Below are 24,750 nucleotides of genomic sequence, written 5' to 3' on the forward strand. Positions count from 1 at the left end.
TCTTATCCTTTCAGTACATTTTCCGCCGCCGCGATGGCCGCATCGGCATTCTCAGCCGAGGCACCCCCGCCTTGCGCCATATCCGGCCGTCCGCCGCCGCCCTTACCGCCAAGCTCGGCAACTGCTGCCTTGACAATATCCACGGCGGATACCTTGTCGGTCAGATCGTTCGTCACGCCGCCTGCGACCGCAGCCTTGCCGCCGGTGTCCGCGATCAGCAGCACCACGCCAGAGCCGAGGTTCGCCTTGTGCTCATCCACCAGCGCAGGCAGGTCCTTGCCTGTGACGCCCTGCAGCACCTGAGCGATGAATTTGACGCCGCCGATGTCTTTCGCCTCGGGTGCCGCAGCACCGCCGCCGCCGGCCATCGCCAACTCGCGGCGCAGCTGTGCGACCTCATTGGACAGCGCCTTGCGTTCATCCATCAAGGCGCGCACCCGTTCAGGGACATCGGCAGACGACGTCTTGAGGGCCTCGGCAACGCCGGCCAACGCCGCCTGTTGCTCTCGCAGCCACGCCAGCGCCTCGGCCCCGGTCAGCGCCTCAACCCGGCGCACGCCCGCACTGCTTGCGCTGTCGCCCAGCAGGACAAAGGCCCCGATATCACCGGTCTGACGCACATGGGTGCCGCCACAAAGCTCCAGTGAATAGGTGTTCTTGTCCGCGCCCTTGCCAGAGCCTTCCTCACGGCCCATCGACACCACGCGCACCTCATCGCCGTACTTCTCTCCAAAAAGCGCCTGCGCGCCGAGGGCGCGGGCATCGTCCGGCGTCATGATGCGTGTCTCAACCGGCGCGTTCTGGCGAATGTACTCGTTCACCTCACGCTCTACCTTGACAAGCTCGTCCGCAGCCAGCGCCTTGGCATGACTGAAGTCAAACCGCAGCCGGTCCGCCGCGTTCAATGAGCCGCGCTGTGCAACGTGATCGCCAAGCGTGCCGCGAAGGGCCTCGTGCAATAGATGCGTGGCCGAGTGGTTCGCCCGGATCGACGTGCGGCGTGCATGATCGACCTCAAGAACCGCCGCCTGCCCGGTCTGTATCTCGCCCTCGACCACCTTGCCGATGTGCGCAAAGACACCAGCCGTCTTGCGGGTGTCGGTCACCTTGATCTTACCGGTCTCCGTGCTGATCATGCCAGTATCCCCGACCTGACCACCGGATTCGGCGTAGAACGGCGTTTGGTTAAGCGCCACCTGCACCTCGTCGCCTGCTTTCGCCGCATCGGTCAAAGCGCCACCGACTACGATGCCAACGACCTGTCCTTCGGCGGTCTCCAGCTCGTAGCCCAGAAAATCGGTCGTGCCATGCTTGTCAGCCACATCGAACCAGACGGTCGCATCCGCAGCTTCGCCCGACCCGGCCCAGGCCGCGCGGGCCTTGGCCTTCTGTTCCGCCATTGCCGCGTCAAAGCCGTCGGTGTCCACACCGCGTCCTTGCTCGCGCAGGGCATCCTGGGTCAGATCGAGCGGGAAGCCATAGGTGTCATAAAGCTTGAATGCTGCATCTCCCGGCAGGTCAGCACCCTCAGGCAGATCCGCCACTTCATCTTCCAGAAGCTTCAGACCCCGGTCCAGCGTTTGCTTGAAGCGGTTCTCTTCCAGATGCAGGGTCTCTGTGATCAGCGTCTGCGCCTGCCCAAGCTCTGGATAGGCCGACCCCATCTGCTGCACCAAGGCGGGCACCAAACGGTACATCAAAGGATCTTTCGCCCCCAACAGGTGGGCATGCCGCATGGCGCGGCGCATGATCCGGCGCAGCACGTAGCCGCGTCCGTCATTCGAGGGCATCACGCCATCTGCGATCAGGAAAGAAGTGGAGCGGAGGTGATCCGCGATCACCCGGTGATGCACGTTGCCTGCACCAAAAGGATCGACATGCAGCGCGTGACCGCTCGCCTCGATCAGTGCGCGCATGGTGTCGGTCTCGTAGTTGTCATGCTGACCCTGCAGCAACGCGCCGATGCGCTCCAACCCCATGCCGGTGTCGATGGATTGCATCTCGAGCGGCTTCATTGAGCCGTCTTCGAACTGCTCGTTCTGCATGAAAACGATGTTCCAGATTTCGATGAACCGGTCGCCGTCCTCATCCGGGCTGCCGGGAGGGCCGCCGGGGATGTGATCGCCGTGATCATAGAAAATCTCGGTGCAGGGGCCGCAGGGGCCGGTTGGCCCCATCCGCCAGAAATTGTCGTCTGTCGGAATGCGGATGATGCGGTCATCGGGCAGACCTGCGACCTTTTTCCAGATATCTGCCGCCTCATCATCTGTGTGATAGACGGTCACCAGCAGGCGCGAGGCGTCGATGCCGAAATCCTTGGTCAGCAATTCCCAGGCAAATGCAATCGCTTCGGCCTTGAAATAATCGCCAAAGCTGAAGTTACCCAGCATCTCAAAGAACGTGTGATGGCGCGCGGTATAGCCGACGTTATCGAGGTCATTGTGCTTGCCGCCCGCCCGGACGCATTTCTGCGCCGTGGTCGCGCGGACATAATCACGTGTCTCGACCCCGGTGAATAGGTTCTTGAACTGCACCATGCCAGAGTTGGCGAACATCAGCGTCGGGTCATTGCGCGGCACCAGCGGACCAGACGGCACGACCGTATGTCCCTGCTTTTCAAAGTAGGACAGAAAGGTGGATCGGATCTCGTTAAGCGTCTTCATCAGTAAGGCCTTCCGGGGCAGAAATCGTCTGCATCAAATAGACATGTGGACGTAGGGTGTCCACAGGGCAAGCCAAAGGAAAAAGGGCGCAACCGTTGGCCGCACCCTTTCATTTATCACTCACGTGCTATTGTAGTGGACCGATGGGGGTCAGACCCCGCCTGCCCCGGCAAAATCACGCTTCGAGAATGTCGATATCTTCGTCTTCGGATCCGTCGAAATCCAGACCATGCGCGGCCCGAATTTTGTCTTCAATCTCGCGGGCCATCGCCTCGTTGTCTTTGAGGAATTGCTTGGCGTTTTCGCGGCCCTGGCCAATCCGCTCATCCCCGTAAGAGAACCACGAACCGGATTTATCAACCACACCGGCCTTCACGCCAAGGTCCAGCAATTCGCCCATCTTGGAGATGCCTTCGCCGTACATGATGTCGAACTCGACCTGCTTGAAGGGCGGTGCGACCTTGTTCTTAACGACCTTCACGCGTGTCGCGTTGCCGACAACCTCGTCACGGTCCTTCAGCGCACCGATGCGGCGGATGTCCAGACGGACGGAGGAATAGAACTTCAGCGCGTTACCGCCTGTCGTGGTTTCAGGAGAGCCGAACATGACGCCGATCTTCATCCGAATCTGGTTGATGAAGATAACGGTACATTGTGTGCGGCTGATAGAACCGGTGAGCTTGCGCATGGCCTGGCTCATCAGGCGGGCCTGAACACCAACACTGCTGTCACCCATGTCGCCTTCAAGCTCGGACTTTGGCGTGAGTGCCGCAACGGAATCGACCACCACCATGTTGACGGCACCCGATCGCACCAGCGTATCGGTAATCTCGAGCGCCTGTTCGCCGGTGTCGGGCTGCGAGATCAGCAGCTCATCGATGTCCACACCCAGTTTTCGTGCATATTGCGGGTCCAGCGCGTGTTCGGCATCCACAAAGGCGCAGACGCCGCCCGCCTTTTGCTGCTCCGCCAGACAGTGCAGTGTCAGTGTGGTCTTGCCAGAGCTTTCGGGCCCGTAGATCTCAACAATGCGGCCCATGGGCAGCCCGCCGATGCCAAGAGCGATGTCCAGACCAAGCGACCCGGTTGAACTGGAGGTAATGTCCTGAATGGCCCCTTCCGCACCCAACTTCATGATCGAGCCCTTGCCGAACTGCCGCTCAATCTGTGCCAAGGCGCTATCAAGCGCCTTTTGCTTTTCCGCTGTTTTCTTGCTGTCCATTGTCAAAAGATCTGCCGTTGCCATGTGCCTGTTCCTTTAGTGTCATAGTGTCGGGCCTTCGGCAATCGCTCACCTTGGCCCATTTATGTTCTGCTAATGTTCCGTATGGGACCAAAATGAGAACATTTCAATAAAATTCTTCTATCCTATCTATTTCCTGCTTTGGTTAAAGAGTCCTTTACGCTATTCACAAAGGGCCGGATCAAAGACAGGGGGCGCCTTCAAATGCTTGTTTTCTTTAAGGAACGGCTGGCGTTTTTGTCTGTCCCGAAAACCGGAACAACAGCCTACGAGGCGGCATTGGCGCCTCGGGCTGATATAGTGATCTCAGAGCCTCCGATGCTGAAGCATGCGCCGGTCTACCGTTACAACCGATTCATCCGGCCGATGTTTGAAAAGGTTTGCGGCGCTGAAATGGAGCTGATGGCCGTGATGCGTGAACCTGTGTCCTGGCTGGGCAGTTGGTATCGCTATCGCCAGCGCCCTTTCATGCAAGGCAAAACCAACAGCACCCACGGCATCAGCTTTGATGATTTCGTGCTGGCCTACATGAAAGGTGACAAACCTGGTTTCGCTGATGTCGGCAGCCAGTTCCAGTTCATGAAAACCCAACCCAACGGTACCGGCATTACCCATCATTTCCGCTATGAAGATCAGCCGCGTCTGAAGGCATTTCTCGAAGATCGCCTTGGGATCGAACTGTCCCTGACCCGTGAGAACGTCTCCCCCCAGATGCCGCTCGCGCTTTCGCCGAATATCGAACAGCGGTTCAAGCGGAAATTCGCTGATGAATACGCCCTTTACGAGTCAATCCTCTAGCGGTGTCTCGGGATTTGCTGGCTTGACCAGCATGACACACAGCAGCTTTTCTTTCATCTGTTGTGTTCCCCTTGCGGCAAGTCCCTCGCGCCAGATTTCCTAGTGCAGCTGGCTTTGGACTGTTTCTGTCAAATCGGTGAGAGAGAATGGTTTTGGCAGGAAAACCGAATTTGGAATCTTGGTCTGCTCTTCCCCGAAACTGTCCTCAGCGTATCCAGAGACAAAAACCACGCGCACGTCGGGACGTTCCTTAAGCGCTTCGCGCACCCAGCTGGGACCGTCCATGCCGGGCATCACGACATCCGTGACAAAAACATCAATGCTGAGCGTGTCGTCCTCCAGCGTTTTCAATGCGGTCTCGGCTGAATCGGCCTCAAGCACCGTGTAGCCACGCAGGCGCAATGCCCGGCTTGCAAAGGCGCGAACGGGTGCCTCGTCTTCGACAAGCAAGATCACGCCATCTTCGGTCGAGGTAGCGGGCAACGCTCTTGGTGTGGCTTGCGCGGCGGCTTTCGGGGCTTTCGTCTCATATACAGGCAGGTACAGGATAAAAGTTGTACCTTCGCCAACCACCGAATCCACGAAGATGAATCCGCTGCTTTGCTTGATGATGCCATAGGCCGTGGATAGTCCCAGACCTGTGCCCTCGCCCGTCCGCTTGGTTGTGTAGAACGGCTCAAAAACCTTTTGCATCTTGTCCGCGGGGATGCCTTCCCCGTCGTCGCTGACCTGAACGCTCACATATGATCCTGCCGGAACACTCACGCGGTCACGTTCAAGCGGCTCGGTCAGGTCGACATACTCTGTGACAATCCTGATCTCTCCACCGGCGGGCATCGCATCACGGGCATTCACCACCAGATTCATCAGCACCTGTTCCAGTTGGCGCTTGTCCGCCCGTACAGGCTTGAGCACAGGATCATGGCTCAGCGTCAGGGTGATCTTTTCGCCGACAAGCCGGTTCAGCAAATGGGTGAGGTCCGCGAGTGTGTCGCGCATGTCGATGGTCTCAAGCCGCAGGGTTTGTTTGCGGGAAAACGCCAAAAGCTGACCCACGAGCGAGGCTGCACGATTGGCATTCTGATTGATCTGAATCAGATCCCCATAATCTGGATCAGCTTGATCATGGCGCAGAAGCAATAGATCGCAATGTCCCGATATTGCCGTCAGCAGATTATTGAAATCATGTGCCACCCCGCCGGCCAACTGGCCGATGGCCTGCATTTTCTGGCTCTGGACGAACTGCGCCTCCAGGGTCTTCAACTCCGTCGCGTCATGCAGCACAGCGATCAGCGCAGGCTTTCCGTCGTCAGTGATCCGGTTCAGCACGACCTGAACGAACACCTCCTGGTCGGTGCGCTTGAGGCGCAGAAATTCCGATTTCTGAACCATGCGGCCGGCCATCGTATCTTTTATCCAGTCCGAGATTGACCGGCCAAGCCCTTCCATCAACTGCCCCAGGTGGGCGTCTTCGGTAAGAGACACGCCAATCAATCGTGTGGCCAGGCGGTTGAAGGATTGCACCCGACCATCTGGCGCAACCTTAATCAGAGGCACAGGCAGATCCTGAAATGCCTGCCACCCTTGTTGTTGCACCTCGGTCTGCGGCGCACTCTCGATCATCGTCTGATCGGGCGGCGGCAGTAGATACAGGGCACGACGCGCCACCCCGGCTTTGACCTCAGCGATCAGCACATCCCGCGGCCCATCTGTTGTACTGACCTCGGTGACCAGACCCGGAACAACCGGTAATTTGGTGAACATCCGGTCAAGCCCCTTGACCCGACTGCCGATCAGCATGCGCGCTGCATCATTCATGAACAGGATCGCATCGGTGCGCCCGACCATTATCATGGGCAATTGGTGCCCTTCCTGCGCGGTTTTCGGAGCAGCCCGTTCGGTGACATGTTCAATACGCCATACAAAACTGTCGCTTGTAACCGCATGAACGCAAAGCCTGATGTGGCCAGCCCGGGTAAAGACATCTTCCTGCGCTGATCCTGTCGCCACTGCACGGGTCTGCAACCGGAAAAGTACGCCGCCGGGATTTGCAAAGGCGCCCTGTAAGACCCCCGCCAAGGTGGCGTGGGCCTGAAGGTCGTATCGCCTGACCGCTGACGGATTGGCGGCCTTGATCCGCCCGTCAGGGTTGGCGACGATGCTGGGCGTCGCATCCTGTCGGATGAAATCGGAAATCACTTCCAGATCAGACCGCTGGACGCGTGCTACTTTGGCCCGGCGCAGTGTCAGGAACGTGCTTAAAGCGATCAATGTGAGGGCTGATGAGGCAAGGCCCAGGGTCAGAAACCGAAAGGGCGACACAAACGCTAGCACGCCCAGAAACACGCCTATGGCAATAGTCCAGTTGATCTGCCGCGCGCCTTTAACGGGCGCTGCAGGTCCTTCGGTCGGGGCCGGCGCGATGTCCTGCAAAAAGCTGCTCCCTTGCTGCGCGAATCGTGACCTCATTACGCGCAACAAGGGTTAAGCAGACTTTAACCAAGACGACATATGCACGTAATGATTGAGTATGCACGTTACGACTCTCGCTTCAAGTGTGCCGTGAAAAAACCGTCTCCCTCCGGACCAATGTCAAAGCGGCGTTGGTACGTACATTTCCAGCCTTGATGACGGTCTAGAAATGCTGCGACCCTGTCTTCGTTTTCACAACGGAAAACCGAACACGTCGCATAAGCCAGCGTACCTTTGGCGGCCAACAGCGCTGCTGCCTGATCCAGAATTGCGTCCTGCACCGTGGTCAGCTCAGCCAATCGCGCCTCGGTCAGCGTCCATTTTCCTTCAGCCGCGCGGCGCCACGATCCTGACCCCGAACAGGGCGCGTCGCACAAGATCGTATCGAAGGGCGCAGCCCCCTCCAGATCGCCGGTATTCAGCTGGGTTATTTTCACATCCGCCCGCTTTGCCCGTGGCTGAAGGTCGGCCATCCGCCGCGGATCAATATCATGGGCAAAAACCTTGCGCTCCGCGTCCATCGCAAGAGCCAGTGCCTTGCCGCCCCCACCCGCGCAATAATCCAGTACCCGACCGCCGGTGGGAAGTGCGGCCACAACTGCCTGACTTGCAGCATCCTGAAGTTCGACCAGGCCGTCTTGATAACCCGACGAATTCCGGATTTTCCGTGCGCCTTCGGTCACTGTCAGCGCGGTGTCGCAAAGCGGATTGGGCTCCGTCACAACCCCCGCCTCAGACAGTGTTTCCATCGCCTCTGATCGTGTAGCCTTGGGCGTGTTCACCCGCAGGAAAACAGGCGCGCGACTTTGCAGCGCAATGGCAGCTTGGGCGGCACCCTCGCCAAGACTGTCTTTGAGATGTGGCACCAACCAGTCGGGCATGTTCCACACCGTCGCTTCATCCGTTGGTGGTGCCGGAAAATCAAGCTCATGGGGTACCAGCGGCAAGGGTGCGTGACCCTCGCCCGAAAAAAGTGCGGCCAGATCTGCCCCCTGCGTTTGCAGCAAGCCAATCATCAAGGCCCGAGGGCTGTCGCCGCGGCCGTAGTGAGCGGCTGTTCTTTTGCAGCGCAACACGTCGAAAACATGATCACGGATGGCTGCGCGGTCTTTTGATCCGGCAAAGCGGCTGCGTCTGGCCCATCTGGTCAGTGCCTGTTCAGCGGCAAGACCCTCGGCCATTTCTTGCAAGACCTCAATCGCCGCAGCAACCCGTGCGCCCGGTGTCATTGTTCATCCAAGCTGTAAAGAGTGTATTGTAAGATGCTGCAAAATAACACTTACCCAATCCGATAGTTCGGGCTTTCCCGCGTGATCTGAACGTCATGCACATGGCTTTCCTTCAGGCCCGCGCCGGTGATCTTGACGAAGCTGCAGTTCTTGCGCATTTCCGGGACCGTCGCACAGCCGGTGTATCCCATCGCTGCGCGCAGACCGCCGACAAGCTGGTGCACCACGGCATTGGCGCTCCCTTTATAAGGCACCTGCCCCTCGATCCCTTCAGGGACCAACTTGTCGCTCGCCGCGTCCTTCTGGAAGTAACGGTCGGCCGAGCCGCGCGCCATGGCGCCCAGACTGCCCATGCCACGATAGCTTTTGAAGCTACGGCCTTGATATAGAATGACTTCGCCCGGGCTTTCATCCGTCCCCGCGATCATGGAGCCGACCATGGCGCAGGACGCGCCCGCAGCAATCGCCTTTGCAAAGTCGCCTGAAAACTTGATGCCGCCATCAGCGATGACCGGCACGTCACCCGCTGCTTCGGCGCAGTCCATGATTGCTGTCAGTTGCGGCATGCCGACACCTGCCACCATCCGCGTTGTGCAGATGGAGCCGGGACCGATGCCAACTTTGATGCTATCGGCGCCTGCATCGATCAGGGCACGTGTGGCCTCTCCGGTTACCACGTTCCCCACGACGATCTGCACTTCGTTTGAGATTGATTTGGCGCGGCGCACGGCTTCGGCAACGCTTTGGGAATGCCCGTGGGCAGTATCGATCACAACCATGTCGACGCCCGCCTCAACCAGAGCCTGCGAACGTTCAAATCCTGCATCACCAACGGTCGATGCTGCCGCGACACGCAGCCGCCCCAGATTGTCCTTGCACGCGGTAGGGTTCAGCACTGACTGTTCACTGTCTTTCAGGGTCAGAAGCCCCGTCAGCTTGCCCTTGCCGTCCGTCACCAGCAGTTTTTCGATCCGGCGCGATTTCATCAGGCTCAGCGCCTCAGCGCGGTCGGCGGGTTCGTGCAGGATCGCGAGGTTATCGTTTGTCATCATCACCTTGACCGGCGTCGCATCATCAGAGGCAAAGCGCATGTCGCGGTTGGTGACGATGCCCACGACGCGGCCTTTTTCATCCACCACAGGAAAGCCGGACACGTTATACCGTTCCTGCAATGCCTTGGCATCGGCCAGTGTCTGATCGGGGCGCAGAGTGATCGGATTGTAGACAATCCCGCTTTCAAAGCGTTTGACGCGGCGCACTTCACGCGCCTGTTCTTCGATGTTCAGGTTGCGGTGGATCACCCCCATGCCGCCTGACTGTGCCATCGCGATCGCCATGCGGGACTCGGTCACGGTGTCCATTGCAGAGCTGAGAAGCGGGATGTTCAGCGCAATCGACTTGGTCACATGCGTCCGGGTATCCGCCGTGGACGGCATCACCGCAGATGCGCCTGGCACCAGCAAAACATCATCAAAGGTAAGAGCCTCACGAATCTCCATCATCGCACCTCGCAGCATGGGTTCATTTGGCAAGTTCCTATCTCATGGACGGTCAGGGATGAAAAGGGTGATTTGCCGCACGTGCTTGTATTGGCCGGGCCTTTGGGGAAAGCTGCCCGGCAAGGGAGCTTATTATGGCAGATCACGGATATGATGCTGGGCGGTTGAACCTACCTTTCGTGGGCATTTCCACCTTTGGCAAACGGCCTTACGAGCCGGACTGGGGAAATCTTGATGCCGATGTCGCAGTTCTAGGGGCTCCGTTCGACGCCGGGACGCAGTGGCGTTCAGGTGCTCGTTTCGGTCCTCGCGGAGTGCGCGAGGCTTCGACGCTTTTCAGTTTTGGCCATGCCGGGGCATATGATCACGAGGACGACGTGACCTATCTGCCGGGGGATGTGAACATCGTGGATATCGGTGACGCCGACATCATCCACACCGATACCGAAGCCAGTCACGCGAATATCGAAAAAGGCGTGCGGGCCATCCTTGAGGCCGGTGCCCTGCCCGTTGTGATCGGAGGCGATCATTCGGTCAACATCCCCTGCATCCGCGCATTTGACAGCCAAGGCGACATTCACATCCTTCAAATTGACGCGCATCTTGATTTTGTCGATGTGCGCCATGGCGTCCGCCACGGCCACGGCAACCCGATGCGGCGCGCGGCCGAGCAAGACTATGTCACCGGACTGACGCAGGTCGGCATTCGCAATGTCAGCTCCACCGCCAAGGAAGGCTACGAGGACGCCCGCGCGATGGGGTCCGACATCATATCGGTGCGCCAAGCCCGCGAGATGGGGCCGCGTGAGGTTCTGGGCCATGTGCCCGCGGGCGCGCGGCTTTATGTGACAATTGATATCGATGCTTTCTGCCCGTCCATCGCCCCCGGCACAGGCACGCCATCGCACGGTGGGTTCCTCTATTACGAGGTGCTTGAATTGCTGCAGATGGCGGCAGAACGGCATGAAATCGTCGGGATCGATCTGGTCGAAGTGGCGCCCGACTATGATCCCACCGGCTCCACCTCGATCTTGGCGGCTCAGGTCCTGCTAAATTTCCTTGGCTTCATCTTTCACGCGCGCAGCCAGCTGTAGTCCTAAGGACGCGCAAGCGCGGCATGATTATATGCTGGGGCTCTGCCCCAGACCCCACGGGATTTAAGGCCAAAAAGAGAAGCGAAGCGGTTGAGGTGGAGCGTGATCGCCATAAATGACGGTGACCGCTTGTCTTTTGCCGCTCATTGGCTTTCTTGTGCGCGCAGGCGAATTATAGTCCGCCCAACACCCTGAGGACCATGAATATGATCAGCGACCCTCTTGTTATCTTTACCCCTTCCGGCAAGCGTGGGCATTTCCCTGCCGGTACGCCGGTTCTGACCGCTGCGCGGCAGTTGGGGGTCGATCTTGATTCCGTCTGTGGCGGGCGGGGCATCTGTTCGAAATGTCAGGTCACGCCAAGCTACGGCGAATTCTCCAAACACGGTGTGACGGTTCACGATGATGCCTTGTCGGACTGGAACAAGGTCGAACAACGCTACAAGGACAAGCGCGGATTGATCGAAGGGCGCCGTCTGGGATGCCAGGCGACGATCCAGGGCGATGTCGTGATTGACGTGCCCCCGGAAAGCCAGGTGCACAAGCAGGTGGTCCGCAAACGGGCGGAGTCGCGTGACATTGTCCTGAACCCCTCGACCAAGCTTTGCTACGTTGAAGTCGCCGAGCCGGACATGCACGACCCGTCCGGTGACTTTGAACGCCTGCAAGACGCTTTGCGCGATCAGTGGGGCTTTGAAAAAGTCTCGGCCGATCTTAATATCCTGCAAAAGATGCAACCGATCCTGCGCAAGGGAGACTGGAAAGTCACCGTGGCGGTTCATCTGGGCGATGAGGAAAACCCGCACCGCATCATGCACATCTGGCCGGGCTATTATGACGGTACGCTCTACGGGCTTGCGGTTGATCTGGGCTCAACCACCATCGCCGCGCATCTGTGTGATTTGCTCACCGGTGATGTCGTGGCCTCGTCCGGCGTGATGAATCCGCAGATCCGGTTTGGTGAAGACCTGATGAGCCGGGTCAGCTATTCCATGATGAACGCCTCAGGTGCCGAAGAAATGACACGCGCGGTGCGTGAGGGAATGAACGGGCTGTTCAGCCAAATCGCGGCCGAAGGCGGGATTGACAAGAACCTGATCGTGGACGCTGTTTTCGTCTGCAATCCCGTCATGCATCACCTGTTTTTGGGCATTGACCCATTCGAGCTTGGGCAGGCCCCCTTCGCGCTGGCAACCTCGAACGAAGTCCGCTTGCGGGCCGCTGATCTGGAGCTCAACATTCACCCGTCCGCCCATGTGTACCTGCTGCCTTGCATCGCGGGCCACGTCGGCGCAGATGCTGCCGCGGTGGCATTGAGCGAGGCACCGGACAAGTCAGATGATCTGGTGCTGATCGTGGATGTCGGAACCAACGCAGAGATATTGCTGGGCAACAAGGAAAAGGTTCTCGCGTGCTCTTCGCCCACCGGGCCTGCCTTTGAGGGCGCGCAGATCAGCTCGGGCCAGCGCGCCGCACCCGGAGCCATCGAACGGGTTGAGATTGACCCGATCAGCAAGGTGCCGCGTTTCAAGGTGATCGGATGCGATCTGTGGTCTGACGAGGACGGCTTTGAAGAGGCGATTGCCACCACCGGGGTCACGGGCATCTGTGGCTCTGGCATCATCGAAATGGTCGCCGAAATGCGCATGCACGGTATCGTGGACGCTGCAGGGCTGATCGGCACAGCGGGGCAAACCCATTCGGCCAATGTCTTCGCAGACGGGCGCACAAATTCCTATCTGGTCTACGATGGCACCGACAAGGGCGGTCCAAAGATCACCGTGACCAACCGCGACATCCGTGAAATCCAGATGGCCAAGGCCGCGCTTTATTCCGGGGCCCGTTTGCTGATGGATAAATTCGGTGTTGAAAAGGTCGACCGCGTCGTGCTTGCCGGGGCCTTTGGGGCGCATATCAGCACCAAACATGCCATGGTGCTGGGCATGATCCCGGATTGCCCGTTGGACAAGGTCACTTCGGCAGGCAATGCCGCTGGCACCGGGGCGCGGATCGCGCTTTTGAACACCGATGCCCGGGCAGAGATCGAGCAGACCGTGCGCGCTATCCACAAGGTCGAAACAGCGATTGAGCCGCGCTTTCAGGAGCATTTCGTCAATGCCTCCGCTATTCCGAACGCGGTTGAGCCCTTTCCCATCCTCAATTCCATTGTCACGTTGCCGACCGAGACATTCAACACCGGCGCGGATTCCGGGGATGGTGGCGGCAGACGGCGGCGGCGTCGCGCATGAGCGGGACAAATGCGGACCAGCAGACCTTCTGGTCTGATCAGGCCGGGCCATTATGGGTCGCCCAGATGGATGCGATGGATACGGCCTTGGCTCCGGTCCTTGATCTGCTGCTGGACAGGGCGGATATCTCTGAAGGCGCACGCATTCTCGATATCGGCTGCGGTGCGGGAACCAGCACATTCAAGGCAGCTCGGCGTGCCGGACCTCTGGGCGGTGCCTTGGGTGTCGATATTTCAGATACGTTGGTTGCGGCTGCACGCAGCAGGGCCGAAGGCATTGCAAACGTGTCTTTCGCGCTGAGCGATGCGCAAAGCCACGGGTTCGTGCCAAACGGGCACGACGGCCTGATATCACGTTTCGGCGTGATGTTTTTCGACGATCCTGTCGCCGCTTTTGCAAATATGTCGAAAGCCCTGACACCGGGTGCCCAGATGACCTTTGCCTCCTGGGGTTCCATACCGGACAATCCATATTTCACCCTCCCTGCACGCATTGCCAAACAGGTCATTGGAGCAGTACCAAAAAGCGATCCTGACGCCCCCGGCCCGTTTGCCTTTCGCGAAGTTGGGCGCGTCACATCGATTTTGAAAGACGCTGGATTGACTGATGTTGAGGCCGATGAAGTACATATCGACCTGACACCTGAGGGAGATTCAAAAGCCGTCGCCGACCTGATGTGCGAAATCGGGCCTGCGCACCGTGCGCTTGACTACTTCGAAGCGAGCGATGACGACCGTGCCCGGCTTGTCGATGCATTGGCATCGGCATTACAGGACTTCCAAACCCCGCAAGGGATCCGCCTGCCCGCACTTGTCAACATCTTCACGGCCCGCAAAGCCGCTTGACGCCTTCATAGTGCCGTCATATCTGATCCATAGAGTGCGCGGGTATGGTGAAAAGGTATCACGGCAGCTTCCCAAGCTTTAGTTACGGGTTCGATTCCCGTTACCCGCTCCAAATATTCACACAAGCATTTGTTAAATAACTCTTTTCTATATGTATTGATCTTTGACCCGCCCAAAAACCCGCCAACCCTAAAACCCTTAGATGCCAGTCCATCAAAAGTTGATCTACTGGGATGGCGCGGTCTTTAATGGCTAGACATGCTGATTTGTTTTGCGCGCATCAGTACTTTGCTGCGTTCTATAAAATTTGCGACGGGCTCATCTGCCCGTCCTTTTGAGATCGCATCGACATCAAGCTTACAAATCTTGTCAGCATCGGAGCTAAATGCGTGACCTCGCTGGCGCGCAATCCGCCGCCATAGGCCACGCTGAAGGCAGCGCGGTATCTCAGCCCAGGCCCGGGGGCCGCCTCCAAAATCCGCGCAACCTCTTCAGCGCTGAGCACCGCCGGGATCTTCTTGGCGGCGCGCTGATACCGCATATGCCGCTTCATCTCGGGGCGCGGGCACGTGGTCGCGTAAAAGAAGCTCAGCACGGTCAGCACCCAAACCTCGGCAGACCAAGCTGAATTTCAGCAATTTTTGACAAAAATGACGAAAATCCTGTGGAGCCCGTAAGAAGTTCCATCCGTCTGCCTCCAATAAAACAGAAGGTCACTTTCGACCATCAGTTTGGATGTGCCGCTCGATACCACCATTCACCAAGCGGGTGTTGAACAGAGGCCACCATGAGAAGGGAGACAAAAAGATGAGCAATACATCAAAACTTCGGGGCATGTCCCTGCTTTCAGCTGTGTTTGGTGAGTTGTCGCAACAGCTGCCAGAGGCCATTATCGGAACGGAGGAGTTGCTTGGGGCTGCACAAAAGCTGATCGAACTGTCGAAGCGGGAATACGCCACTGATTTGCATCCCGACGAACGGCGTCATCCGGGGTATTATTCCTACAATCTCTGCACTGCATTCGACAAATTCCAGGGGCGTATTCTGGAGACGGAAATGGGATTTGATAATGATACGCTTGCAGACCGCGGGCCGCGAAATGGATTGAAAGAGCTGCTAGCTGGCAGCCGTGAAGATATGTGTCTGGAGGAAGTATATGGCTGAATACAAAGCAGCATCCGCTCTGCGAGAGCATATGCTCGAAGGGCATCCAGTTACCCTCTTGGAGGCGTTCCTGCTTTTTGGAGTTCAAGGGCCAAACGCAGAGTTTAGTCGGATCAAGAAGGATGGATTCTTGATTGAATCGAGGCCTGTCCCAATGGCGAAGGTCATTCGTCGTATCAACGAGTACACGGTCTGCAAGGTGCCAGAGAGCCTCCCTTACAAGGAAATACAGCTGACCGAGTACTGGATCAAGAAATGAGCCGGGCATTCTCACCTCGGCAGAGGCGCATCCTGCGGATGCTCGCCGGCAACCTATGTCAGAAATGCGGCGCGGTGTTGGATGCAGGCTTCCATGCAGATCACGTGCATGCCCATTCAAGGGGTGGACCCACGACATTGGACAACGGGCAGGCGCTTTGTGCGACCTGCAATTTGAAAAAAGGTGCAAAAAATGACGACTATTAATCTGAGACCCTGGCAGGCTGATTGTGCCAATAAAGCAATGGACTGGCTGCAGGCCGGTGAAGATAGGCATTTTCTGATCAACGCGGCGCCCGGCGCTGGCAAAACCATCTGTGCTTCGGTCATTGCGCAACGGCTTTTTGACGCAAAAATGATCGACCGGGTCATCGTAATCGCGCCCCGTACTACAGTGGTCAATCAATGGGCCGACGAGTTTAAATTTGTGACTGGGCGGGCAATGCTCAAAATCACAGGCGCCGACGACGACCCTGAAAATTACGGTGTCGATCTATGCGCTACATGGTCTGCGATCCAGAGCTCGCTCGATGGTCTGCAGGCCGTTTGTCGGAAGGACCGGACATTAGTCATCTGTGATGAGCATCATCACGCGGCAGTCGAAGCTGCCTGGGGCGATGGTGCGAACGGTGCGTTTGCAGATGCGCAATTTACATTGATCCTGACGGGGACACCAATCCGCTCCGACGGTAAGGAATCTGTCTGGCTCGCTTACGACGATCAGGGACTAATCGACCACCCCGAAGGTGGCACATATACGTTGACCTACGGCGAAGCGGTTGATCTAGATTACTGTCGTCCGATTACATTTCACCGCCACGAAGGTAAGTTCTCGGTCAAGCTCGACGATGGTGAAAACATCAGTGTATCTGGCACAGAGGAGACGCAGTTCTCCGCGGGTCTCAAAAGAATTCGTGGCCTGCAGCAAGCGCTGGACTACTACAAGCTCGCCTGCACGCCAAAGTATCTGCCCTCAGGTGCCGCAGATACTAACTCCTATCAGGCAAGCATGTTGGAGTGGTGCATTGAAAAGCTGAATGATCTTCGACTTCGGATGCCAGAAGCCGCAGGTCTCATCATCGCGCCAAATATCCCAGTCGCTGAGTATATGGCTGATCTTCTGGAGCTACTCGATGGCGAAAAGCCCGTGCTTGTGCACAACCGTGTTTCAAACCCGGAGGGTAAGATTGCGGCGTTTCGTAATAGCAAGAAACGCTGGATTGTGTCCGTCGCTATGATATCTGAGGGCGTCGACATCCAGCGGCTGCGCGTGCTTGCGTACCTTCCGAACGCCCAAACAGAGCTGTACTTCCGCCAGGCTATGGGCCGTGTCGTTCGCAATTTCGGACCTCAGGATGACTCAAGAGCTTATGTCGTGATGCCTACCCATCGGGTATTCGAGGAATACGCCCGCCGAGTTGAAGCAGAAATGTCCCCGGCAAAGCTGCGTCCATCGGACACCCCGGATACCAAGGTGTGCCCAGACTGTGGTGCCGAATGCCCGAAGGACGAAACATCCTGCCAAATATGCGATGCAGAATTCCCAGTCCGCGGTCCTCGCATGAAGACCTGCGAAGCTTGCGGGTCACTCAATACGCTGGGCGCAAAAGATTGTCAGTCATGTGGTGAGGCGTTTGGACACGACTTCGAAATCTCGCTCAACGATGCTTTGCGCGTGGGGGCAATCATCCGAGGAATGGACCTTGACGAGGAGGAAGTTCAGGAAGGTGAAGCTGTCCGGGATGTATTCCGCAAGGGCGTTCTTAGCAGCGGGGATGACCAGCTGATCAAGATACTCAAACACCTGCCGGAAGAAAGCTATGGCCGGCTAGCTCGAATGTTTGAAAATAATCAGTGACCCAGAGCCCACTCAGGATAGGTGCGACGATGCCCATCTGGCCAATATGGTCTTGAGCGTATTGTCTGGCCCATACTGGGATGGAGCATCCTGCCAGCGAAGATCATTTCGTAAGACATGGATGATCCTTTTAGGGACCTCCAAGCGCTGCCCCAGCCATCTCCATCGTGCCCGCAACCCAACCTCCAGATGGTCAGGGTTGATGCACAGACCATCTGCCAGTGGTCATAATTGAAATTGCACAAGAGCTATGACCCCGCCTTTCTACATCTCCGCCTGCCCCATGCAGCCACAGTTGCAATAACTGTAGGTCATAATTCCATAACCATTTTCTATGCTGTTCGAGGGCTATTCGTTATAAGGTATTAAACACGATCGGCCCTAACACAGGAGGAAAAAATGCCGGTATTCATGGTGGAACGTGACCTGAAAGGTATCGCGATGGAAGATCTCGCCGGTGCACAGAAAGCCGCCATTTCTAAAGCAGAGGAAATGCGCGCCGCGGGGACCGACATCCGATATATCCGCTCAACATTCGCACCGCAGGACGGCCGATGCATGTGTCTGTTCGAGGCTACATCGGCTGATGACGTACGATTACTGAACGATGAGGCAGGATTACCCTATAGCGGAGTGGTCACTGCAATGGACCTGACGCCGTGATTCTCTTCGCTGGCGGGAAGATGCTGTCTGGTCCAAGCAAGACTTCAGTGATGATAGCCTTTGACGTCTTGTGACCAAGATGCTCAAGTTGGCTCCTGACCGGAGACGTTCATTTGTCATCTAATCGGGATTGGCAAAACGATAAATCACTGCTGAAAATCATGCGCGAGCGTGAAGCTGCTTCGCGCGAAATCCTCCAGGTGATCTCGCGTTCGCGCGATGATAGTCTTCCAGTTTTCGATACGATCCTTGCTCACGCCCGAAGGCTTTGTGACAGCCTGCATGCAGGTCTCTTTCTGGTATCGGAAGACAAATCAGAGCTGCAACTTGCAGCCTATCAGGGCGAAGATGAGTGGCTCGTAGCGCTCCACTTCCAAAATCCTCCGAAGCTAGAGGATATAGGGAATCCAATGGTTCAAGCCGCAGTCTCCCGGTCTGTCGTCCACATCGAAGACACTGAGGCAGATGAATTGGGCCCAAGTCCAGGAACAGCAAGAAGTCTTCTTCACGTACCATTGCTCACGCGGGATGAATGTCATGGTGTTCTGAGTCTGGCTGGACGCGTTGTCGGCACCTTTAAAGACACAGATATCCAACTTTTTGAAATTTTCGCTGAGAAGGCGTTAATCGCGGTCGAAAATGTCCGTCAGTATCGCGCGTTAAGGGATAAGACCGAAGAAGTTCAGACGCTTAATAATACGCTCCAAAAGCAGGTCGAGGAGCAAGTCGGCGAAATCGAACGCATTGGCAAGCTAAAGCGATTCTTACCCACTGCTGTCGCAGAGACGGTCATTTCCTCCGGCTCAGAAAAGATGCTGTCGAGCCACCGCGCCCTACTGGGTGTGCTCTTCTGTGACATCCGGGGTTTTACCGCCTTTTGCGAAACCGCCGAACCCGAGGAGACCATCGAGGTGCTGCAAACCTATCACGAGGAAATGGGCAAGCTGATCAACGCGCATGGCGCGGGCGTCGACCACCGCATGGGCGACGGGATTATGGTGCTCTTCAACGATCCCATCCCCTGCGATGACCCGGCGGGTGATGCCGTCCGGCTGGCTATCTCAATGCGCGCGAAGATGGTTGAGCTGTCTAAGCAATGGAAGCGCCTTGGTCATAGACTTGGGTTCGGCGTCGGCGTCTCGCTGGGCTATGCCACCGTCGGTATGGTGGGCTACGAGGGACGCTCCGACTACACCGCGTCGGGCACCGCGATCAACGTCGCCTCGCGCCTGTGCGAAATGGCCGAGGACGGCGAAATCCTTCTTAGCACCCGTGCTGCCATAGCCGTAGAGGACGACTTCCCCTCCGTCTCGAAAGGGGAGGTCACGCTCAAGGGCATCCGCGAGCCGGTCGAGGTCTTTAGGCTGGATGAGGGCGCTACGGAATAGGAAGGAGATATTGGTTATGACAAACGCGGCGGCCGCTTCGGGCTCGTTTGGGTCATCCGAGTCTTTTGATCAGATGACCGATTGGCCACCGTCAGCGGTCACTCATGGCAAGCCAGCGCCGCGGCAACGTCAGCTTTTGCATTGCACCGACCGCTCTTACCAACACCGGCCATTCGCTGCGGTTGCGTTCGATGTCTCACATGCGGACTAAGCCGTCGTTGGGATGACTGCGAGCCGCTGCCTCCGCACAAACCGCTCCCTCATTTTGCCAAACTTTCGAATAGATTCTCAGACTGTCGTGCTTTTCAACACGATCGGCGAGTAATGGACGTCACGACAGCGGAAGTTGAGCACGCTCCAGGTCGGACTCGAGTTGTTTTTGATATTGGCGATCCTTGTAAATTTCGAACGGCACAAACGATGCCACGCTGAAATCCGGATCTATGGAAAGCAGTTCTGCTCGAGCCCGCTCCAAGTTTGATTTGTCATCCAAGTGAGTAGCTGCCGCAGCCCAATAAGCCGCTGCTCGTCGTGAAACGCGAGACAAGCCCGAAACCAGCTGAGCAGTCTTTTCAAAATCTCCCTGAACATAGTGGGCGGCAGCCTCTAATTCCCGGCAGTAAGACGGCAATAATGGATCAAGTTTCATCGCTCGCCTCTGAAAAGAGAGTGCTTTCTCGGGATCGCCCAGAAAATTATAGAGCTCGCCGGTCCGACCAAGGATAAATGCGCTATTCGGGTTCAGACCTACAGCTCGGCAGAAATGGAACTCAGCTTTGTCAAAGTCTCGAAGATAAAGATTGATCGATCCCAATATCCGGTGGCTCTCTGAGTCCTCAGGGTCCAGTTCGATGGCGCGCTGCGCCAAAGCAAGGGCTTCATCCAAGGTGTTCTCGTGTGTCCATTCCCTGGCCAATGTCGCCATGGCACAAGATTTCCAAGCATATGCCCGTGCGTAGTTTGGATCAGCTCTTATCGCCTTATTGAACCACGAAAGAGCCTCTTCAGCTGATTGCCGCGTGACGCCGCCAAGCCGATGTTTCTCCAATCCGCGCAACACAAAGTCATAAGCTTTAAAGTCGACCTGCCTCTTTTGTTTGGCTGCATCGCGCGTCTTTGTTTCGACACGCAATGCGACCTTCGAAACGATGGCTGCAGCTAGGTCGTCCTGAAGATCAAACAGATCGGAGAGATCAGCATCAAATTTGTCGGCCCAGACATGATCTCCGCGTCTGGTATCGATCAACTGCGCAGTGATCCTTACACGTGCGCCAAACTTTCGGACGCTGCCCTCAAGACAGTATGCTACGCCTAGCTCTTGACCCAACTGACGAATGTCGACGCTGCGGCCCTTAAACGCAAAGCTGGCGTTTCGCGATACAACGAAGAGTTCCTTGAACCGAGCCAGTTCTGTGATCAGATCTTCTGAAAATCCATCAGAAAAGTACTCCTGTTCAGGATCAGCGCTCATGTTGGCGAAGGGAAGGACAGCAATAGAGTTTGGTGGAATGCTGTCCAGTGGTTTAGGTGAGAGCACATCCGGGTTGCCAGACATGAAGCTGTGGTTTCCCATTTCGCCGACGACACGGAACAACCTCTGCGGCTCTGATATGTTCTTCAGCCGATGCTCTCCCAAATCTTCGAACGAGAGTTGGGAGACACGCTTGACTTGATCGAAAACGCTCTTTGAGACCAGCACTTGACCCGGCTGTGAGACACTTTCAATGCGTGCGGCTATGTTAACGCCATCGCCAAGAAGGTTTTCTTGTTCTACGACTACATCGGCCAAGTGGATTCCGATACGAAGCTCAAGTCCGTTACCTTGGCGCTCCACTGTAGTACGCAACCGACGTTGGATTTCGAAGCCAGCTTGAACCGCTGATACCGGGCTCGAAAACTCAGATAGGAAGCCATCTCCTGCCCGTGCGAAAACGCGACCACCACCACGGTCTACTTGTTCGTCTATCAACTCTGAAAGCAAAGCGAGTTGTTCCAAGGTAGCGGCTTCTGATGTCCCGACCTTCTCCGAAAAACCGACGACATCAGCCGCCATAACCGTGGTCAAACGCCGCAGCATGAAATTCCCCCTCCGGCAAATCTAGCGCGTCGGAAGCTGCGATGTCCAATAGATACTGTCTGCTAAAGACCGCTTCGGTATTTGGGCGCTATTCTATTTCAGCAAGTTCGTAGATTATCGGCCTGCCTGGCGGTGCTTCTATAGCATTGAGGTTGGTGGCTACTTTGCCTCAGCAGGAAAGGCATCTAATTTGATCCGACGGCTTCGGGCTTAGAGCGGACTGGCGGCGGTGCAGCGTGGCAAGCTTGGACTGCGCACCAAAAGATGGTGTATCGCGGGGGCTGCAATTACGAGTGATGTATAAAGAAAATCCCCAATCTGTTCGCCCAGTTCAACGGGATCGCCGTCTTCGAGATGACCGAGTTTGAAAAGCGCAGTCTTGTCCATCTCGCCGGCGTTCGGGCGGATATTACGGAAGGGGACCGGTCACTAATGGGATGTACTGGTCCCGATGCATGGCGCAGGATCGTTTAAAGAGGCTAGCGATGAGCGCGTGACGCGTGACCAAGACTTGTGAAAGATTTTGGGCTATGATGTCCCAGAATGGTAAGGGGGTGGCACCATGGAGAAAGTTTCAGTTATCGGACTTGGCGACATGGGGGCTGCATTGGCCCGCGCACTTATCCAGGAGGGATACGACGTTACGGTTTGGAACCGCTCTCCTGAGCGGGCCGCCCCATTTCGCGCTGAAGGTCACAAGGTCGCGGACACCGCTCAGGCTGCGATTGAGGCCAGTCCAGTTTCGGTGATTTGCATTGGCACGCACTCGGACACCAAGGCCTTGCTTGAGACTATGCCAGACGCCGTTGTTGGCCGCACATTCATCGAACTCAGCACGGGCGACGGTCCATCCGCGACAGCGCTTGATGAGCGGGTTAGCGCGCTGGGAGGACGATGCCTTGTCGGCATGATCCTCGCCGGTCCAGGTCAGATCGGAGACGCTTCAACATGTTTTCTTGTTGCAGGTGACCCGACCGACTGGGCCGCACAGGAGGGCATCTTGCGCACTATGGCGCCCGCTTCGGACTATATCGGAGAGAATGTCGCTCACTTGGCTGATCTGTTTTCGGCTTTGTTCTTGCCGAGGCAGGGCGCAATGTTCGGCATGATCTTTGGCGCGCATTTCTGTGAGGTGGCCGGGGTGCCGCTGGACATTTATGTAAAGCAGTTGCCGGCAGCCATGCGTGTCGCAACAGATATTTACGCGCCGACGGTGGCCCAAACGATCCCGTCAGGTGATTTCTCGGGCTCTGGCTCACCATTGAAAGTATACGAGACGGCGTTTCGTGACGGGTTTTCGGCATTCCGTGATCGCGGTGCGAACATGGCGCTGTCGGATTTATTCGAGGAGCTTATCGCCAAAGGTATGTCTGCGGGATACAGCGACGAGCATTTAACATCGCTCATCAAAGTGCTGCGGGCAGGTCGTACAGACGCCTAATTATGTTTGCTATAAAGCAGGGACCGGACATTCGCCGCGAGACGAACCAAGGTCTCAAATGCCGGACGAAGGTGCGTGAAGTCGAAAATTGTGATACTAAGTTGGCATCAAAGGAGGATTGATTATGGCTGGCTGGCATATCGAAGGCGATTACATGGAAACCTGCAACTGCGAATTCTTGTGCCCATGCATTACGTCAAATCTGACTGCAACGCCCACCGAGGGTGATTGCAAGGCGGCGATTGCGATGAAGATTATCAAGGGAGAAAAGGAAGGTATTTCGCTAGACGGTTTGTCCTTCATAGTCTTGCTTCACGCACCGAGTGCGATGTCCGATGGAAACATTAAAGTTGGTCTCATTGTCGATGAGAACGCTAGTGACGAACAAACTGCAGCGATCGGCGACATCGCCACTGGTGCTGCTGGTGGTCCGATGGAAGCCTTAGGGCCCTTAGTTGGCGAAGTGGCCGGTGTTGAGAAACGACCGATCAGTTTCGTGTCGGACGGCGACAAAATATCCGTGACAGCTGGCGAGTTGGTTGAACAAGAGATCGAAGCTGTCAACAGCGCGCTTCCGAATGGTGGCCCCATCAAGATCGACAATGTCCCACACCCAGTGACAACGACGCTCGCACTTGCTCGAGCTACGAAGAGCAAGTTCAATGCCTTCGGAGTTGAGTGGGACGATGCCACTGGCTCTAGAAACGGACATTTCGCCCCGTTCGCCTGGTCAGCCTAAAACTGCGCGCACTATGATCACAGCAACTGGAACTGCGCTGGAGCGCAGCCTGAAGCGAGACCGGCTAATAGTGATAGTTGGTCTTTCTTTTGTCGTTGCTCTCGCGGCGATTTACACTCTGCTCGGGGTCGGCATGTCAATGTCAGCGATTACGATGACGCAGATGGCCATCGAAATGCCGGGCATGATGATGGCGTCCGTCGAATGGACCCTTGGATATGCGGCTATGGTCTTCCTTATGTGGTGGGTCATGATGATAGCCATGATGGTGCCAAGTGCGGCTCCGACAGTGTTGTTCTATGCTGCGCTGGTAAGGAAAAACAAGAACGCGAATAAACCATACGCCGCGGTCTCTGTTTTTCTTTCCGGTTACCTATTCGTTTGGGGTTTCTTCAGTCTCGTTTCAACTGCCGTGCAATGGTCCCTAGTTTCGATCGGGCAGATGAGCGGGATGATGGAAATCACGCAAGCGTCGCTTGCTGGAGCGCTGCTCGTGGTGGCAGGGCTTTACCAGGTGTCCCCTCTCAAGCAGGCGTGCCTGCGGCATTGTCAGCATCCAGTCATGTTTTTCATGCATAATTGGAAGTCCGGGGCTTTGGGGGCTCTTCGCATGGGGATGCAGAACGGCTGGTTCTGTCTTGGGTGCTGCTGGGTTCTAATGGCGCTTCTTTTCGTCGGTGGCGTGATGAACCTACTTTGGATCGCCGCCCTGGCGCTGTTCGTGGGATTGGAAAAACTCGCCGCGGGACTGCCGTGGCTGTCGAAGCTTTCCTCGGTCGCCCTGATTGTCGGGGGACTGGCGCTTGCCGCGGGATAACGGCTTAACGCATTACAGGCAGTAAATAGCAAAAGACCTACTACTGCTGGCCTCAGCCATTGACTTCTTCTTCAGGGAGGCAAATAGACCTGAAGCTCAAGAGATTTTCAGCGACCGCTCCGGGCTGATTGTGTTGAAAAACTCTTTGATTTGGACAGGTCTTCTTGAACTATCGCTTTGATTTCTTTTGGATGTCGAGGTCTGCCTTTCACCTCATCCTATTGTGGGCAGCATGGGCTTGAGCTTCGCCAGC

Annotated in this window: 20 protein-coding genes and 1 tRNA gene; 14 read left to right on the top strand and 7 right to left on the bottom strand. The window is 56.7% G+C overall.

Going from position 1 to position 24,750, the window contains the following annotated elements:
• Positions 1–2: 2 nt before the first annotated feature.
• Together alaS and recA are read right to left on the bottom strand one after the other, a co-directional pair.
• Positions 3–2,663: an alanine--tRNA ligase gene (gene alaS, locus GV827_RS14200; protein WP_164354471.1), complete on the bottom strand. Its 2,661-nt coding sequence runs from the start codon at positions 2,661–2,663 to the stop codon at positions 3–5.
• 175 nt (positions 2,664–2,838) lie between these two features.
• Positions 2,839–3,909, bottom strand: coding sequence for a recombinase RecA (recA, locus tag GV827_RS14205; RefSeq protein ID WP_164354472.1), 1,071 nt, complete (start codon positions 3,907–3,909; stop codon positions 2,839–2,841).
• Between the two features lie 201 nt (positions 3,910–4,110).
• On the opposite strand from recA, the gene GV827_RS14210 reads away from it, so the two are divergent.
• A complete protein-coding gene (locus tag GV827_RS14210; protein WP_164354473.1) occupies positions 4,111–4,704 on the top strand; it encodes a gamma-glutamyl kinase in 594 nt (197 codons plus the stop codon).
• A gap of 99 nt (positions 4,705–4,803) precedes the next feature.
• Here GV827_RS14210 and GV827_RS14215 read toward each other — a convergent pair whose 3' ends face one another.
• The 3 genes from GV827_RS14215 to guaB all read right to left on the bottom strand — a co-directional run bounded on the left by GV827_RS14215 (position 4,804) and on the right by guaB (position 9,904).
• The gene (locus GV827_RS14215; protein ID WP_386334120.1) at positions 4,804–7,062 is read right to left on the bottom strand and encodes a hybrid sensor histidine kinase/response regulator; all 2,259 of its coding nucleotides are present in this window, start codon (positions 7,060–7,062) and stop codon (positions 4,804–4,806) included.
• 179 nt (positions 7,063–7,241) lie between these two features.
• Complete coding sequence (locus GV827_RS14220; RefSeq protein ID WP_164354475.1) at positions 7,242–8,405, bottom strand: RsmB/NOP family class I SAM-dependent RNA methyltransferase; 1,164 nt, start codon at positions 8,403–8,405, stop codon at positions 7,242–7,244.
• 50 nt (positions 8,406–8,455) lie between these two features.
• Positions 8,456–9,904 (bottom strand): IMP dehydrogenase, encoded by a 1,449-nt coding sequence (guaB, locus tag GV827_RS14225; RefSeq protein ID WP_164354499.1) that lies wholly within the window; start codon positions 9,902–9,904, stop codon positions 8,456–8,458.
• A gap of 134 nt (positions 9,905–10,038) precedes the next feature.
• On the opposite strand from guaB, the gene speB reads away from it, so the two are divergent.
• From speB to GV827_RS14245, 4 genes are all read left to right on the top strand, one after another.
• A complete protein-coding gene (gene speB, locus GV827_RS14230; RefSeq protein WP_164354476.1) occupies positions 10,039–10,998 on the top strand; it encodes an agmatinase in 960 nt (319 codons plus the stop codon).
• Positions 10,999–11,204: 206 nt separating this feature from the next.
• Positions 11,205–13,247 (top strand): ASKHA domain-containing protein, encoded by a 2,043-nt coding sequence (locus GV827_RS14235; protein ID WP_164354477.1) that lies wholly within the window; start codon positions 11,205–11,207, stop codon positions 13,245–13,247.
• Positions 13,244–14,092, top strand: a complete 849-nt coding sequence (locus GV827_RS14240) for a class I SAM-dependent methyltransferase (protein ID WP_164354478.1) — start codon at positions 13,244–13,246, stop codon at positions 14,090–14,092. The genes GV827_RS14235 and GV827_RS14240 overlap by 4 nt, the downstream gene beginning before the upstream one ends.
• Positions 14,093–14,130: 38 nt before the next feature.
• Positions 14,131–14,204, top strand: a tRNA-Gly gene (locus GV827_RS14245).
• Positions 14,205–14,390: 186 nt separating this feature from the next.
• Here the strand turns inward: GV827_RS14245 and GV827_RS14250 are convergent.
• On the bottom strand, positions 14,391–14,645 hold the full coding sequence (locus tag GV827_RS14250; RefSeq protein WP_204325894.1) for a hypothetical protein: 255 nt from the start codon (positions 14,643–14,645) through the stop codon (positions 14,391–14,393).
• 254 nt (positions 14,646–14,899) lie between these two features.
• On the opposite strand from GV827_RS14250, the gene GV827_RS14255 reads away from it, so the two are divergent.
• The 6 genes from GV827_RS14255 to GV827_RS14280 all read left to right on the top strand — a co-directional run bounded on the left by GV827_RS14255 (position 14,900) and on the right by GV827_RS14280 (position 19,423).
• Positions 14,900–15,256, top strand: coding sequence for a hypothetical protein (locus GV827_RS14255; RefSeq protein WP_164354479.1), 357 nt, complete (start codon positions 14,900–14,902; stop codon positions 15,254–15,256).
• On the top strand, positions 15,249–15,515 hold the full coding sequence (locus GV827_RS14260) for a hypothetical protein (protein WP_164354480.1): 267 nt from the start codon (positions 15,249–15,251) through the stop codon (positions 15,513–15,515). Before GV827_RS14255 ends, GV827_RS14260 begins: the two co-directional genes overlap by 8 nt.
• Before the next feature lie 38 nt (positions 15,516–15,553).
• Positions 15,554–15,721, top strand: a complete 168-nt coding sequence (locus GV827_RS24105) for an HNH endonuclease (RefSeq protein WP_408056270.1) — start codon at positions 15,554–15,556, stop codon at positions 15,719–15,721.
• Positions 15,708–17,372: a DEAD/DEAH box helicase gene (locus tag GV827_RS14270; RefSeq protein ID WP_164354482.1), complete on the top strand. Its 1,665-nt coding sequence runs from the start codon at positions 15,708–15,710 to the stop codon at positions 17,370–17,372. Before GV827_RS24105 ends, GV827_RS14270 begins: the two co-directional genes overlap by 14 nt.
• Positions 17,373–17,771: 399 nt before the next feature.
• Positions 17,772–18,035 (top strand): DUF4242 domain-containing protein, encoded by a 264-nt coding sequence (locus tag GV827_RS14275; protein WP_164354483.1) that lies wholly within the window; start codon positions 17,772–17,774, stop codon positions 18,033–18,035.
• Between the two features lie 161 nt (positions 18,036–18,196).
• Positions 18,197–19,423 (top strand): adenylate/guanylate cyclase domain-containing protein, encoded by a 1,227-nt coding sequence (locus GV827_RS14280; protein ID WP_164354484.1) that lies wholly within the window; start codon positions 18,197–18,199, stop codon positions 19,421–19,423.
• Between the two features lie 331 nt (positions 19,424–19,754).
• Here GV827_RS14280 and GV827_RS14285 read toward each other — a convergent pair whose 3' ends face one another.
• Complete coding sequence (locus tag GV827_RS14285; protein ID WP_164354485.1) at positions 19,755–21,500, bottom strand: adenylate/guanylate cyclase domain-containing protein; 1,746 nt, start codon at positions 21,498–21,500, stop codon at positions 19,755–19,757.
• 562 nt (positions 21,501–22,062) lie between these two features.
• Here GV827_RS14285 and GV827_RS14295 point away from each other — a divergent pair.
• From GV827_RS14295 to GV827_RS14305, 3 genes are all read left to right on the top strand, one after another.
• Positions 22,063–22,941 carry an NAD(P)-dependent oxidoreductase gene (locus tag GV827_RS14295; protein ID WP_164354486.1) on the top strand — a complete coding sequence of 293 codons (879 nt, stop codon included), beginning with the start codon at positions 22,063–22,065 and terminating at the stop codon, positions 22,939–22,941.
• 124 nt (positions 22,942–23,065) lie between these two features.
• Positions 23,066–23,680 carry a DUF1326 domain-containing protein gene (locus GV827_RS14300; protein ID WP_164354487.1) on the top strand — a complete coding sequence of 205 codons (615 nt, stop codon included), beginning with the start codon at positions 23,066–23,068 and terminating at the stop codon, positions 23,678–23,680.
• Between the two features lie 13 nt (positions 23,681–23,693).
• Positions 23,694–24,497 (top strand): DUF2182 domain-containing protein, encoded by an 804-nt coding sequence (locus GV827_RS14305; RefSeq protein ID WP_164354488.1) that lies wholly within the window; start codon positions 23,694–23,696, stop codon positions 24,495–24,497.
• The last annotated feature ends 253 nt before the right edge of the window (positions 24,498–24,750 follow it).

It is taken from the genome of Sulfitobacter sediminilitoris, assembly GCF_010667575.1.
GTDB classification, from domain to species: Bacteria; Pseudomonadota; Alphaproteobacteria; order Rhodobacterales; family Rhodobacteraceae; genus Sulfitobacter; species Sulfitobacter sediminilitoris.